This is a genomic window from Citrobacter amalonaticus (assembly GCF_001559075.2).
In the GTDB taxonomy this organism is placed as follows: Bacteria; Pseudomonadota; Gammaproteobacteria; order Enterobacterales; family Enterobacteriaceae; genus Citrobacter_A; species Citrobacter_A amalonaticus_F.
This window is the reverse complement of sequence record NZ_CP014015.2, coordinates 474,868-489,380: the sequence shown is the minus strand read 5'-3', so window position 1 is coordinate 489,380 and position 14,513 is coordinate 474,868. Positions and strand designations below refer to the sequence as shown.

Annotated in this window: 14 protein-coding genes; 12 read left to right on the top strand and 2 right to left on the bottom strand. The window is 57.6% G+C overall.

The features are described from left to right. Positions 1-4: 4 nt before the first annotated feature. Positions 5-1,045, top strand: coding sequence for a DUF1176 domain-containing protein (locus tag AL479_RS02425; protein WP_061074933.1), 1,041 nt, complete (start codon positions 5-7; stop codon positions 1,043-1,045). 78 nt (positions 1,046-1,123) lie between these two features. Here the strand turns inward: AL479_RS02425 and tkt are convergent, their stop codons facing one another. Together tkt and tal are read right to left on the bottom strand one after the other, a co-directional pair. Further along, positions 1,124-3,118 (bottom strand): transketolase, encoded by a 1,995-nt coding sequence (gene tkt, locus AL479_RS02420; protein WP_061074932.1) that lies wholly within the window; start codon positions 3,116-3,118, stop codon positions 1,124-1,126. A 20-nt stretch (positions 3,119-3,138) separates the two neighbouring features. Then, positions 3,139-4,089 (bottom strand): transaldolase, encoded by a 951-nt coding sequence (gene tal, locus AL479_RS02415; RefSeq protein ID WP_061074931.1) that lies wholly within the window; start codon positions 4,087-4,089, stop codon positions 3,139-3,141. Positions 4,090-4,363: 274 nt separating this feature from the next. Here tal and maeB point away from each other — a divergent pair, with 274 nt between their 5' ends. The 11 genes from maeB (at position 4,364) to eutG (ending at position 14,393) form a co-directional block, all read left to right on the top strand. Then, positions 4,364-6,643, top strand: coding sequence for an NADP-dependent oxaloacetate-decarboxylating malate dehydrogenase (gene maeB, locus AL479_RS02405; protein ID WP_061074930.1), 2,280 nt, complete (start codon positions 4,364-4,366; stop codon positions 6,641-6,643). 159 nt (positions 6,644-6,802) lie between these two features. Further along, on the top strand, positions 6,803-7,138 hold the full coding sequence (gene eutS / locus AL479_RS02400; RefSeq protein WP_042317647.1) for an ethanolamine utilization microcompartment protein EutS: 336 nt from the start codon (positions 6,803-6,805) through the stop codon (positions 7,136-7,138). 13 nt (positions 7,139-7,151) lie between these two features. After that, complete coding sequence (gene eutP / locus AL479_RS02395) at positions 7,152-7,631, top strand: ethanolamine utilization acetate kinase EutP (protein ID WP_061074929.1); 480 nt, start codon at positions 7,152-7,154, stop codon at positions 7,629-7,631. Next, positions 7,609-8,301 (top strand): ethanolamine utilization acetate kinase EutQ, encoded by a 693-nt coding sequence (gene eutQ, locus AL479_RS02390; RefSeq protein ID WP_061074928.1) that lies wholly within the window; start codon positions 7,609-7,611, stop codon positions 8,299-8,301. Before eutP ends, eutQ begins: the two co-directional genes overlap by 23 nt. After that, on the top strand, positions 8,298-9,101 hold the full coding sequence (gene eutT / locus AL479_RS02385; protein ID WP_061074927.1) for an ethanolamine utilization cob(I)yrinic acid a,c-diamide adenosyltransferase EutT: 804 nt from the start codon (positions 8,298-8,300) through the stop codon (positions 9,099-9,101). The genes eutQ and eutT overlap by 4 nt, the downstream gene beginning before the upstream one ends. Next, positions 9,098-10,114 carry a phosphate acetyltransferase gene (gene pta / locus AL479_RS02380; RefSeq protein ID WP_061074926.1) on the top strand — a complete coding sequence of 339 codons (1,017 nt, stop codon included), beginning with the start codon at positions 9,098-9,100 and terminating at the stop codon, positions 10,112-10,114. The genes eutT and pta overlap by 4 nt, the downstream gene beginning before the upstream one ends. Positions 10,115-10,150: 36 nt before the next feature. Further along, positions 10,151-10,441, top strand: a complete 291-nt coding sequence (gene eutM, locus AL479_RS02375) for an ethanolamine utilization microcompartment protein EutM (protein ID WP_000387720.1) — start codon at positions 10,151-10,153, stop codon at positions 10,439-10,441. A 77-nt stretch (positions 10,442-10,518) separates the two neighbouring features. Continuing rightward, positions 10,519-10,806 (top strand): ethanolamine utilization microcompartment protein EutN, encoded by a 288-nt coding sequence (gene eutN, locus AL479_RS02370; RefSeq protein ID WP_042317652.1) that lies wholly within the window; start codon positions 10,519-10,521, stop codon positions 10,804-10,806. 11 nt (positions 10,807-10,817) lie between these two features. Then, positions 10,818-12,221, top strand: a complete 1,404-nt coding sequence (locus AL479_RS02365) for an aldehyde dehydrogenase family protein (protein ID WP_061074925.1) — start codon at positions 10,818-10,820, stop codon at positions 12,219-12,221. A gap of 155 nt (positions 12,222-12,376) precedes the next feature. Beyond that, entirely contained in the window at positions 12,377-13,216 is an 840-nt protein-coding gene (gene eutJ, locus AL479_RS02355; protein WP_044258360.1) for an ethanolamine utilization protein EutJ, read from the top strand. Continuing rightward, entirely contained in the window at positions 13,206-14,393 is a 1,188-nt protein-coding gene (eutG, locus tag AL479_RS02350; protein WP_061074924.1) for an ethanolamine utilization ethanol dehydrogenase EutG, read from the top strand. Before eutJ ends, eutG begins: the two co-directional genes overlap by 11 nt. Positions 14,394-14,513 lie beyond the last annotated feature (120 nt).

Here is a 14,513-nt window from a genome sequence, read left to right as displayed (position 1 = left end):
GTCCATGCGCTATCGCGTTATTTTCCTTTTCTTGCTCGGCCTGATTCCGGCCCGCTTGCTGTGGGCCGCGCCCGCGCAACAGGCCTTTTCTGACTGGCAGGTAACCTGTAATAACCAGAATTTTTGCGTCGCGCGTAACACCGGTGAACATGGCGGACTGGTGATGACCCTGAGCCGCAGCGCCGGGGCGCATACCGATGCCGTCCTGCGTCTCGATCTTGGCGGATTGACCGCGCCCGCCAACGAAGCGGATATCGCGCCACGCCTGTTGCTGGATGGCAAACCGTTGGCGCTGAGCCCAGAGCACTGGCGAATGACGCCGTGGCACCTGATGACGGACGACACGGCGACCATTGCGGAATTTCTGCTGACAATTCAGGACGGGAAGACGATCACCCTGCAAAAAGGCAACCAAACCATTTCGCTGGCCGGGCTGAAAGCGGCGCTGTTGTTCATCGACGCGCAGCAGAAGCGGGTGGGCAGCGAAACGGCGTGGATTGAAAAAGGGGACGATCCCCCACTCAGCGTACCACCGGCACCGGCGCTGAAAGGCGTAGCCGTCGTTAACCCCACGCCCACACCGCTCTCCCTCGACGAACGCAATGACCTTCTTGATTACGGCAACTGGCGAATGAACGGCATTACGTGTTCACTCGATCCTTCACGCCGCGAGGTGCGGGTAACCGCCCTTACCGATGACAAAGCCCTGTTGATGATTGCCTGCGAAGCCGGAGCGTACAACACGATCGATCTGGCGTGGATTGTGTCGCGGAAAAAACCGCTGGCCTCGCACGCCGTACGCTTGCGTTTACCGTTTAACAGCGGTGCGGAAAGTAACAACATGGAGTTGATGAACGCCGTGTTTGATGAGAAGTCGCGCGAACTGGTTACCCTGGCAAAAGGGCGGGGATTAACGGACTGCGGCATCCAGACTCGCTGGCGTTTTGACGGCCAGCGTTTTCGTCTGGTGCGTTATGCCGAAGAGCCGAGCTGTGATGGTTGGCATGGGCCAGATGCCTGGCCCACGCTATGGATCACGCGTTAATTTGCTGTCGGATGGCGACTGCGTTTTATCCGACCTACGAAAAGCTATCTGTAGGCCGGATAAGACGCGTTGCATACATCAGGCGTTCAAAACCTTGTGTGCTTTCTCCACAATGTTCTCAACCGTAAAGCCGAAGTAAGGGAACAGCTTCTCTGCTGGCGCGGATTCACCGTAGCCGGTCATCCCGACAATCGCCCCTTTTAAGCCCACATATTTGTACCAGTAATCGGCAATACCGGCTTCGACTGCGACGCGCGCGCTGACGTTCGACGGCAGCACCGACTCGCGGTATGCCTCGTCCTGGGCATCGAAAATATCCGTTGAAGGTAGCGACACCACGCGGACGTTACGCCCTTCGCCGGTCAGTTTCTCCGCTGCCAGTAGGGTAATCTCCATTTCTGACCCGGTGGCAATCAGAATGATATCCGGTTTGCCGCCGCTGTCTTTCAGCACGTAGCCACCGCGGGCGATCTCTTTCACCTGCTCCGGCGTGCGTTCAACCTGCGCCAGGTTCTGTCGTGACAGGATCAGTGCCGTGGGGCCATCATGGCGCTCGACCGCCAGCTTCCAGCCCACCGCGGCTTCAACCTGATCGCACGGACGCCAGGTGCTGAAATTGGGCGTCAGGCGCAGGCTGGCCAGCTGCTCCACGGCCTGGTGGGTCGGACCATCTTCCCCCAGACCGATAGAGTCATGGGTATACACCATGATTTGCCGCGCTTTCATCAGTGCCGCCATGCGCGCTGCGTTGCGCGCATATTCAACGAACATCAGGAAGGTGGCGGTATAGGGTACGAATCCACCGTGATGAGCGATACCATTGGCAATGGCGGTCATGCCGAATTCACGCACGCCATAGTGAATGTAATTGCCCGCCAGATCCTCTTTCAGTGAGGTGGAGCCTTTCCAGATAGTCAGGTTGCTCGGCGCAAGATCTGCCGAACCGCCTAACAGCTCCGGCAGAAGGGGACCGTAGACGTTGAGGGCATTTTGCGATGCCTTGCGGGTGGCGATTTTGGCGGGATTCGCCTGCAGTTCGTTGATGTATTTCTGTGTGGTCTTTTCCCACGCCTCTGGCAGACCGCCGGTCATGCGGCGCGTGAACTCCGCGGCCAGTTTCGGGTGCGCTTTCTGGTAAGCGGCGAATTTTTCATTCCAGCGTTGCTGCGCTTTCTCGCCTTTTTCGCGGGCGTCCCAGGCGCGATAAATCTCTTTCGGGATCTCAAATGCCGGGTGGTGCCAGCCGAGTTTCTGCCGCGTCAGCGCCACTTCTTCTTCGCCCAGCGCCGCGCCATGGGATTCCTCTTTCCCCGCTTTGTTCGGTGAGCCAAAGCCGATCACCGTGCGGCAGATAATCAGCGACGGTTTGTCCTTCACGCTCTGCGCTTCCTGAATTGCTCTCTTCACCGCTTCCGGGTTGTGGCCATCGATTTCGTGGACGACATGCCAGTGGTAGGCTTCAAAGCGTTTGGCGGTATCATCGGTAAACCAGCCGTCGGTTTCACCATCAATGGAGATACCGTTGTGATCGTAAAAACCGATCAGCTTGCCCAGCCCCAGCGTTCCCGCCAGCGAACAGACCTCATGCGAAATGCCTTCCATCAGGCAGCCGTCGCCCATAAACACATACGTGAAGTGATCGACAATCTCGTGGTCCAGCTGGTTGAACTGTGCCGCCAGCGTGCGTTCGGCAATGGCTAAACCAACGGCGTTCGCCAGCCCCTGGCCCAGCGGCCCGGTGGTGGTTTCCACGCCTGGCGTATAGCCGATTTCCGGGTGGCCCGGCGTTTTGGAATGCAGCTGGCGGAAGTTTTTCAGCTCTTCAATCGGCAGGTCGTAACCTGTCAGGTGGAGCAGGCTGTAAAGCAGCATCGAGGCATGACCGTTAGAGAGAATAAAACGGTCGCGATCGTACCAGCTCGGATCGGTCGGGTTGTGGCGAAGGAAATCGTTCCACAGGACTTCGGCGATATCTGCCATTCCCATCGGCGCGCCGGGGTGGCCGGAGTTGGCTTTCTGAACAGCGTCCATACTGAGCGCACGAATGGCATTGGCAAGGTCTTTACGGGACATAGAACACTCCGTGGCAAGATTTAGAGTTTGGCAGCAAGCAGGTCTTCCAGTTTGCGTTGGTCAACAGCGAACAGACGGATACCGTCAGAGAGTTTCTCTACCGCCATCGCATCCTGGTTATGCTCCCAGCGGAATTCAGCTTCGCTCATGGGCGCGGGACGATGGAAGGTTTGCGAAGACGGCACCAGCTTGCGCACGACCGGTTCTTCTTTTTCCTGTAATTCTTTCAGGAGATTGGGGGCAATCGTCAGGCGATCGCAGCCGGCCAGCGCGAGGATCTGCTCAGTGCGGCGGAAGCTGGCACCCATGACGATGGTGTCATAGCGATGCTGTTTGAAGTAATCGTAGATATTGCGTACCGACTTCACGCCGGGATCTTGCTCGACAACGTACGGGTCCATCGGGCTGCGCGCCTGATACCAGTCATAGATGCGTCCGACAAACGGGGAGATCAAAAAGACGCCCGCTTCAGCGCAGGCGCGGGCCTGAGCAAAGGAAAACAGCAGCGTCAGGTTACAGTTAATTCCCTCTTTCTCTAACGCTTCTGCTGCGCGAATACCTTCCCATGTGGAGGCCAGCTTAATCAGTATGCGGGATTTATCGATCCCCTGCTGCTGGTACAAATCCACCAGGTGGCGGGCCTTGTCGATACTTTTTTGTTGATCGAAGGAGAGTCGGGCATCCACTTCGGTCGACACGCGTCCCGGAATGCTTTTAAGAATTTCCGCACCAAAATTGACCGCCAGTTTGTCGCAGGCTTCGGCAACCTGCTGTTCCTGGGTTTTCCCCTGCTGCTTTCCCCACTGGATCGCATCGTCAATCAGATGCGCGTAGTGCGCCAGGCCAGCGGCCTTCAGCAGCAGCGAAGGGTTGGTGGTGGCATCCTGGGGTTGGTAATGACGAATAGACTCAATATCGCCGCTGTCGGCCACGACAGTGGTGAATTGTTTGATGCCGTCTAACTGGTTCATAGGAAATACTCCTTGAAAAGTAACGTGTTAGGTGAGTGCTTAAAATCACACTTCTGAGAAATTCATGATGTGCACCACAAAAAAGCATAGCAGACAGGCATGGTATTGCTGGCTTAAGCAGGTAACATGGTTGTTATGAGTTGATTACGAAATCTTTATTTAAGTCGTGATAGTTTGGGGACCTTCAAAGTTTGCGTCCCGCAGTGCGGTGATAATGTGCGACGCACCTGACTGCGCGTGACTTTTTTGAACGATACGTGAAAGGAACAACAAGATGGATGACCAGTTAAAGCAAAGCGCCCTTGATTTCCACGAATTCCCGGTACCTGGTAAAATTCAGGTTTCCCCGACCAAGCCCCTTGCCACGCAGCGCGATCTGGCGCTGGCCTATTCGCCGGGCGTCGCGGCACCTTGTCTTGAAATCGAAAAAGACCCGCTGGCTGCGTATAAATACACCGCGCGTGGCAACCTGGTTGCCGTTATCTCTAACGGGACGGCGGTGCTGGGCTTAGGCAATATTGGCGCGCTGGCCGGTAAACCGGTCATGGAAGGCAAAGGCGTTCTGTTTAAGAAATTCGCCGGTATTGATGTGTTCGATATCGAAGTCGATGAGCTCGATCCGGACAAATTTATTAACGTCGTTGCCGCGCTGGAGCCGACGTTCGGCGGGATCAACCTGGAAGACATCAAAGCGCCGGAGTGTTTCTACATCGAACAGAAACTGCGCGAACGCATGAATATTCCGGTGTTCCATGACGATCAGCACGGCACCGCGATCATCAGTACCGCCGCCATTCTTAACGGTCTGCGGGTGGTAGAGAAAAATATCTCCGACGTGCGGATGGTGGTATCCGGCGCGGGCGCGGCGGCGATCGCCTGTATGAACCTGCTGGTGGCGTTGGGAATGCAGAAGCACAACATCGTGGTCTGCGACTCTAAGGGCGTCATCTACAAAGGTCGTGAGCCGAATATGGCTGAAACCAAAGCGGCCTACGCGGTAGACGATGACGGTAAACGGACGCTGGATGACGTCATCGACGGCGCGGATATTTTCCTCGGTTGTTCAGGCCCGAAAGTGCTGACTCAGGAGATGGTCAAGAAAATGGCCCGCGCGCCGATGATTCTGGCGCTGGCTAACCCGGAACCGGAAATTCTGCCGCCGCTGGCAAAAGAGGTGCGTCCGGACGCCATTATCTGTACCGGCCGTTCCGACTACCCGAACCAGGTCAACAACGTCCTGTGCTTCCCGTTCATTTTCCGTGGCGCGCTGGACGTCGGCGCGACGGCAATCAACGAAGAGATGAAGCTGGCTGCGGTCCATGCCATTGCCGAACTGGCGCATGCCGAGCAGAGCGAAGTCGTGGCCTCAGCCTATGGCGACCAGGATCTGAGTTTCGGCCCGGAATACATCATTCCAAAACCGTTCGACCCGCGTCTGATCGTTAAAATCGCGCCAGCGGTTGCCAAAGCGGCGATGGATTCCGGCGTGGCAATGCGCCCGATTGCCGACTTTGATGCTTATATCGATAAGCTGACCGAATTTGTCTACAAAACCAACCTGTTCATGAAGCCGATTTTCTCGCAGGCACGCAAAGCACCGAAGCGTGTCGTGTTGCCGGAAGGGGAAGAGGCGCGCGTGCTGCACGCCACGCAGGAACTGATCACGCTGGGTCTGGCGAAGCCGATCCTGATTGGTCGTCCTGGCGTAATCGAAATGCGCATTCAAAAACTGGGTCTGCAGATCAAAGCGGGTGTTGATTTTGAGATCGTCAACAATGAATCCGATCCGCGCTTTAAAGAGTACTGGAACGAGTACTACCAGATCATGAAGCGTCGTGGCATTACTCAGGAGCAGGCGCAGCGTGCGGTGATCGCCAACACCACGGTGATTGGCGCGATCATGGTACAGCGCGGCGAAGCAGATGCGATGATCTGCGGCACTATCGGTGATTACCATGAACACTTCAGCGTGGTGAAAGCGGTGTTTGGCTACCGTGAAGGCGTCCATACCGCCGGGGCGATGAACGCGTTGCTGCTGCCGAGCGGTAACACCTTTATTGCCGATACCTACGTCAATGACGATCCTGAGCCGGAAGAGCTGGCGGAAATCGCCGTGATGGCGGCGGAAACCGTGCGTCGCTTTGGTATCGAACCGAAAGTGGCGTTGCTGTCACACTCTAACTTTGGTTCGTCCGACTGTCCGTCTGCCGGCAAAATGCGCGCCGCGCTGGAGATTATCAAAGCACGTGCGCCTGACCTGATGATTGACGGCGAAATGCATGGTGATGCCGCGCTGGTGGAAAGCATTCGTAATGACCGGATGCCGGACAGCCCGCTGAAAGGCTCGGCCAATATTCTGGTGATGCCAAATATGGAAGCCGCGCGTATTAGTTATAATTTACTGCGCGTCTCCAGTTCAGAAGGTGTCACGGTTGGCCCGGTTCTGATGGGCGTGGCAAAACCGGTTCACGTATTAACGCCGATCGCCTCTGTGCGTCGAATTGTTAATATGGTGGCGCTGGCAGTGGTTGAGGCGCAAACACAGCCGCTGTAATTTCACTTTAATTAATTCCGGCGCGGGTTTCTCCCGCGCCTTTTTATTTTCTGCGTATTAGTGATCCACTTCACCTTTTAAATCATCTTGCCGAATTTTGTTATTTACCCTGACAAAAAATTGCCACGATAAGCCCAGTCTTAACACAGGCGGTGAGCAATGGATAAAGAACGCATCATTCAGGAATTTGTGCCGGGCAAACAGGTCACGCTGGCGCATCTCATTGCGCATCCAGGTGAAGAACTGGCGAAAAAGATCGGCGTTCCCGAAGCCGGGGCCATCGGCATTATGACCCTGACGCCGGGAGAAACCGCGATGATTGCCGGCGATCTGGCGATGAAGGCTGCCGACGTACATATCGGTTTTCTCGACAGATTCAGTGGTGCGCTGGTGATCTACGGCTCGGTCGGCGCGGTAGAAGAGGCCTTATTGCAAACGGTCAGTGGGCTGGGGCGGTTATTAAATTTCACCCTCTGCGACCTGACGAAAAGCTAATTCTGAGGTGCTTATGAAACGTATTGCGTTTGTTGGCACTGTCGGCGCGGGAAAAACAACGCTTTTTAATGCCTTACAGGGAAATTATTCCCTCGCCAGAAAAACGCAGGCCGTGGAATTTAATAAAAATGGCGATATCGATACGCCAGGGGAATATTTCAGTCATCCCCGCTGGTATCACGCCTTAATTACCACGCTGCAGGACGTTGATACGTTGATTTATGTCCATGCGGCCAATGACAAAGAAAGTCGCTTACCTGCCGGGCTGTTAGATATCGGTGCCAGTAAACGACACATCGCCGTGATCAGCAAAACGGATATGCCGGATGCCGACGTGACCGCAACGCGGGAATTACTGCGCGGGATTGGGTTTCAGGAGCCGATTTTCGAACTCAACAGCCATGACCCGCAAAGCGTGCAGCACCTGGTGGACTATCTGACTGAGCTCAGCCAAAAGGAGGAAGGGGCAGGTGAAAACACTTATCACAGCTAACGATATACGTGCGGCGCACGCACGAGGCGAACAAGAGATGTCGGTGGTGCTGCGCGCCAGCATCATCACCCCGGAAGCCCGTGAAGTCGCGGAGTTACTGGGCATTACGATTGTGGAGTGCGAGGGATCCGCGCCAACGGCAGCGTGCAGTGTGGACGAGGCCAAATCTGAAACGCAGCGCATTCGTGAAACTATCATCGCGCAACTACCGGAAGGGCAGTTTACCGAGAGTCTGGTTTCGCAGTTGATGGACAAAGTGCTGAAGGAAAAACAGTCGCTGGAGCAGGGCGGGATGCAACCGGGTTTTCATTCGGTGACCGGCAAAGGCGGCATCAAAGTGATCGATGGCAGCAGCGTTAAGTTTGGCCGCTTCGACGGCGCACAGCCGCACTGCGTGGGCCTGACCGATCTCGTTACCGAGCAGGACGGCAGCAGTATGGCCGCCGGGTTCATGCAGTGGGATAACGCGTTCTTCCCGTGGACGCTGAACTACGACGAAATCGACATGGTGCTCGACGGTGAACTGCATGTGCGCCATGAAGGTGAAACGATGATCGCCAAAGCCGGGGATGTCATGTTTATCCCCAAAGGCTCGAGCATTGAATTTGGCACGCCGACGACCGTGCGCTTCCTGTACGTTGCGTGGCCTGCGAACTGGCAATCGGTATGAAAGATTTCATCACCGAAGCATGGCTCAGAGCGAACCATACGCTCAGCGAAGGGGCGGAAATCCATCTCCCCGCTGACGCTCGCCTGACGCCCTCTGCCCGCGAACTGTTGGAAGGCCGTCATCTGCGCATCAAGTTTCTGGATGAGCAGGGCAGTCTGTTTGTCGACGACGAGCAACAGCAGCCGCAGCCGGTGCACGGGTTAACCAGTAGCGATACGCATCCCCAGGCCTGCTGTGAACTGTGTCGCCAGCCGGTGGCGAAAAAGCCTGACACCTTGACCCACCTGACGGCGGACAAAATGGTCGCCAAAAGCGATCCGCGTCTGGGCTTTCGTGCCGCGCTGGACAGCACCATCGCGCTGTCAGTGTGGCTGCAAATCGAACTGGCGGAGCCATGGCAGCCCTGGCTGGCAGATATTCGTTCGCGGCTGGGCAACATTATGCGCGCCGATGCGATGGATGAACCCCTGGCGGCACAGTCCATTGTCGGGCTGAACGAGGATGATCTGCATCGTCTTTCCCATCAACCGTTGCGTTATCTGGAGCACGATCATCTGGTGCCTGAAGCCAGTCATGGTCGTGAGTCCGCGCTGCTGAATCTGCTACGTACCAAAGTTCGCGAGACGGAAACGATCGCCGCCCAGGTCTTTATCACCCGCGGTTTTGACGTCCTGCGACCGGATATTTTGCAGGCGCTGAACCGTCTTTCCAGCGCGGTCTACGTGATGATGATTCTGAGTGTCACCAAACACCCGCTCACCGTCAGCCAGATCCAACAGCGACTGGGAGGTGAACAATGATCATTGAACGCGCCCGCGAACGGGCTCAGCAAGCCCCGGCCCGGGTGGTCTTTCCGGATGCGTTAGACGAACGTGTGCTGAAAGCAGCGCACTACCTGCAACAGCACGGCCTGGCGCACCCCATTCTGGTGGCCAGCCCGTTCGCGCTGCGCCAGTTCGCTCTCACGCATCGGGTGGCGCTGGACGGTATTCAGGTTATCGACCCGCACAGCAACCTGGCGATGCGTGAAGCGTTCGCAGAGCGCTGGCTCGCCCGGTCCGGGGAGAAAACGCCGCCGGATGCCGTTGAGAAACTCAATGACCCGCTGATGTTTGCAGCGGCGATGGTTAGCGCAGGCAAGGCGGATGTCTGTATCGCCGGCAATCTTTCCTCCACGGCTAACGTGCTGCGCGCGGGCTTACGCATTATTGGCCTGCAGCCGGGGTGTAAAACGCTGTCGTCTCTTTTCCTGATGCTGCCGCAGTACGTCGGACCGGCGTTAGGGTTTGCCGACTGTAGCGTGGTGCCGCAGCCAACGGCGGCACAACTGGCGGATATCGCGATCGCCAGTGCCGACACCTGGCGCGGTATCACCGGTGAAGAACCGCGCGTGGCGATGCTGTCATTCTCCAGTCAGGGTAGCGCCCGTCATCCCTGCGTGGCGAACGTGCAGCAGGCAACAGAGATTGTTCGCGAACGCGCGCCCACGCTACTGGTGGATGGCGAACTGCAATTTGACGCCGCCTTTGTGCCGGAGGTCGCCGCGCAAAAAGCGCCTGCCAGTCCGCTACGGGGTCACGCCAACGTGATGGTGTTTCCGTCACTGGAGGCCGGCAATATTGGTTACAAAATCGCCCAGCGTCTGGGCGGATATCGTGCCGTCGGGCCGCTGATTCAGGGGCTTGCCGCACCGCTTCATGACCTTTCGCGAGGCTGTAGCGTACAGGAAATTATCGAACTGGCGTTGGTGGCAGCCGTGCCGCGCCAGACTGACGTGAGTCGCGAACGTGACTCACAAACCCTGGTTGTATAAATGGTCCCGTTCTGGACCCCATGAGAGGAAAACACAATGGAAGCTTTAGGAATGATTGAAACCCGGGGCCTGGTTGCACTGATTGAGGCCTCTGATGCGATGGTAAAAGCCGCACGCGTGAAGCTGGTTGGTGTGAAACAGATTGGCGGCGGTCTGGTGACTGCGATGGTCCGTGGCGATGTCGCGGCCTGCAAAGCAGCAACGGATGCCGGTGCCGCAGCGGCACAGCGTATCGGCGAACTGGTCTCTGTTCACGTGATCCCGCGTCCGCATGGCGATCTGGAAGAAGTGTTCCCGATCAGCTTCAAAGGCGACAGCAACATCTAAGCAGGACTGGGGGCCGGATGGCGCTGCGCTTATCCGGCCTACAGGATCGCAGCACAACTTAACCCACGGAGGCGGGTATGAAACTGGCAGTCGTCACAGGACAAATCGTTTGTACCGTACGCCATCAGGGACTGGCACACGACAAATTGCTGATGGTGGAGATGATCGATGCCCAGGGAAATCCCGACGGGCAGTGTGCCGTCGCCATTGACAGCATCGGGGCGGGAACCGGGGAGTGGGTGCTGCTGGTTAGCGGCAGTTCTGCTCGCCAGGCGCATCGCAGCGAAGCGTCCCCTGTCGATCTGTGCGTGATTGGTATCGTCGATGAAGTGGTGGCTGGCGGTCAGGTGATATTCCACAAATAGGACTGAACATCATGAATCAACAGGATATTGAACAGGTGGTGAAAGCGGTACTGCTGAAAATGAAAGACAGCAGCCAGCCAGCGACCGCCGTTCATGAAATGGGCGTCTTTGCCTCCCTGGATGATGCGGTGGCGGCAGCAAAAGTCGCTCAGCAGGGGCTGAAGAGCGTGGCGATGCGCCAGCTTGCCATTCACGCCATTCGTGAAGCGGGCGAAAAGCATGCCAAAGAATTAGCGGAACTTGCCGTCACAGAGACTGGCATGGGACGCGTCGACGATAAATTTGCCAAAAACGTGGCACAGGCACGCGGGACACCGGGCGTGGAGTGTTTATCGCCGCAGGTACTCACCGGCGATAACGGCCTGACGCTGATCGAAAATGCGCCGTGGGGCGTCGTCGCCTCAGTGACGCCATCCACTAACCCGGCAGCGACGGTGATTAATAACGCCATCAGCCTGATTGCCGCAGGTAACAGTGTCGTGTTCGCCCCCCACCCGGCAGCGAAAGGCGTTTCACAACGCGCGATCACACTGCTTAACCAGGCGGTGGTGGCGGCGGGTGGCCCGGAAAACCTGCTGGTGACCGTGGCGAACCCGGATATCGAAACCGCGCAGCGGTTGTTTAAGTACCCAGGCATTGGTCTGTTGGTCGTCACCGGCGGCGAAGCGGTGGTCGACGCCGCCCGCAAACACACCAATAAACGTCTGATTGCCGCCGGTGCCGGTAATCCGCCGGTGGTCGTCGATGAGACGGCGGATCTGGCGCGGGCTGCGCAATCCATCGTCAAAGGCGCGTCCTTCGATAACAACATCATTTGCGCTGATGAGAAGGTGCTGATTGTCGTCGACAGCGTGGCGGATGAGCTGATGCGCCTGATGGAAGGCCAGCAGGCGGTGAAACTGAGCGCCGCGCAGGCCGAACAGCTCCAGCCGGTGCTGCTGAAAAATATCGATGAGCGTGGCAAAGGCACTGTCAGCCGTGACTGGGTTGGACGCGACGCGGCAAAAATCGCCGCCGCCATTGGCCTGCAGGTCCCGGATCAAACCCGACTGCTGTTTGTTGAAACGCCTGCCACGCATCCTTTTGCCGTCACGGAACTGATGATGCCGGTCCTGCCGGTGGTACGGGTGGCAAATGTTGACGAGGCTATTGCGCTGGCGGTGCAACTGGAAGGCGGCTGTCACCATACCGCTGCGATGCACTCGCGCAACATCGACAACATGAACCAGATGGCGAACGCCATTGATACCAGCATCTTCGTCAAGAACGGACCGTGCATTGCCGGACTGGGACTGGGCGGTGAAGGCTGGACCACCATGACCATCACCACGCCAACCGGGGAAGGGGTGACCAGTGCGCGTACGTTTGTGCGTCTGCGTCGCTGTGTATTGGTGGATGCGTTTCGTATCGTTTAAGTGCCTGCCCATCAGGCTATTTTATTTGGCATTTTGGACCAGGGCAGTGCTCAGAATCCTCACGTACTACGTGTACGCTCCGGTTCTTGCGCGCTGTCCGTGTCCAAACTGCCTGCAACAATAACGCCTGATGGGTCAGGCCGATGGAGAGAGAGATGGCGCACGACGAAGAAAGTTGGCTCACGCCAAGACTGCAAAAAGCCGCTGACCTGTGTAATCAGGCGCCTGCGACGAGCGATTCCGCGCTGTGGCTGGGTGTTGACCTGGGCACCTGCGACGTGGTGTCGATGGTTGTCGATGGCGACGGACAGCCGGTCGCGGTGTGTCTTGACTGGGCTGACGTCGTGCGCGACGGCATCGTCTGGGATTTCTTCGGTGCGGTCACTATCGTGCGCCGCCATCTCGATACGCTCGAACAACAGCTCGGCAGCCGGTTTACCCACGCGGCGACGTCGTTCCCGCCGGGCACCGACCCGCGCATCTCCATCAACGTACTGGAATCTGCCGGGCTGGAGGTCAGCCATGTGCTGGATGAACCAACCGCGGTCGCCGATCTGCTGCAACTGGATAACGCCGGTGTCGTGGATATCGGTGGCGGCACGACTGGGATCGCCATCGTTAAGCAGGGCAAAGTGACGTACTCGGCGGATGAAGCGACGGGCGGTCACCATATTTCTCTGACTCTGGCCGGAAACCGGCGCATCGAACTGGAAGAGGCCGAGCAGGTCAAGCGCAGCAACGCGCAGGAGATTTGGCCGGTGGTGAAACCGGTCTACGAAAAAATGGCGGAGATTGTTGCCCGTCATATCGAAGGACAAGAAATAGCCGATTTATGGCTGGCGGGTGGCTCCTGTATGCAACCGGGCGTGGAGGCGTTGTTTCGCCAGCGCTTTCCTGAACTCCAGGTACATCTGCCCCGGCACAGCCTGTTTATGACACCGCTGGCGATCGCAAACAGCGGGAGAGAGAAAGCGGAGGGAATCTATGCAAGCTGAATTGCAGACGGCGCTCTTTCAGGCATTCGATACCCTGAATCTGCAACGCGTGAAAACGTTCAGCGTACCGCCGGTCACGCTGTGCGGGCTCGGGGCGCTCAGTTCCTGCGGACAGGAAGCGCAATCGCGAGGCTTAAGCCATCTGTTCGTGATGGTCGACAGTTTCCTGCATCAGGCGGGGATGACCGCGTCGTTAGAGCGCAGTCTGGCGATGAAAGGCGTGGCGATGACGGTCTGGCCGTGTCCGATGGGTGAGCCGTGCATCACCGACGTCTGCGCGGCGGTCGCCCAACTGCGCGAGTCAAAATGCGACGGCGTTGTTGCCTTTGGTGGCGGTTCAGTGCTGGATGCGGCAAAAGCAGTCGCCCTGTTGGTGACGAATCCAAATCAGACGCTGGCGGAGATGACGGAATACAGCAGCTTACGTCCGCGCCTGCCGTTGATTGCCGTCCCCACCACCGCCGGAACCGGATCGGAAACCACTAACGTAACGGTGATTATCGACGCGGCGACGGGACGCAAACAGGTGCTGGCACATGCGACGCTGATGCCGGACGTGGCAATCCTCGATGCCGCGCTGACCGAAGGCGTACCGCCTCATGTGACGGCAATGACCGGGATTGATGCGCTGACGCACGCGGTTGAGGCATACAGCGCGCTGAATGCCTCGCCGTTTACCGACAGCCTGGCGATCGGCGCGATTGCGATGATTGGCAAATCGCTGCCGAAAGCGGTGGGTTACGGTCATGACCTCGCCGCACGGGAGAGCATGCTGCTGGCCTCCTGCATGGCAGGAATGGCGTTTTCCAGCGCCGGGCTGGGGCTGTGTCATGCGATGGCGCATCAGCCTGGCGCCACATTGCACATTCCGCATGGCCAGGCGAACGCCATGCTGCTACCGACGGTGATGGGCTTTAACCGCATGGTGTGTCGCGAACGCTTTAGCCATATCGGGCGCGCCTTAACCAATAAGAAAGCAGACGATCGCGACGCTATCGCCGCAGTCAGCGAACTGATTGCGGAGGTGGGCCTGAACAAACGGCTCGCTGATGTCGGCGCAAAACCAGAACACTACAGCGTCTGGGCGCAAGCCGCGCTGGAGGATATTTGTATACGCAGCAACCCACGCACCGCCACGCAGAGCGACATTATCGAGTTGTACGCGGCGGCACAATAAAAGCATACCAGGACGTAGGCCAGATAAGGCGTTCGCGCCGCCATCTGGCAAAACGCGGCATCATTGCCTGATGGCACTGCGCTTATCAGGCCTACGAAAACCCTGGCAAATGGAGATAAG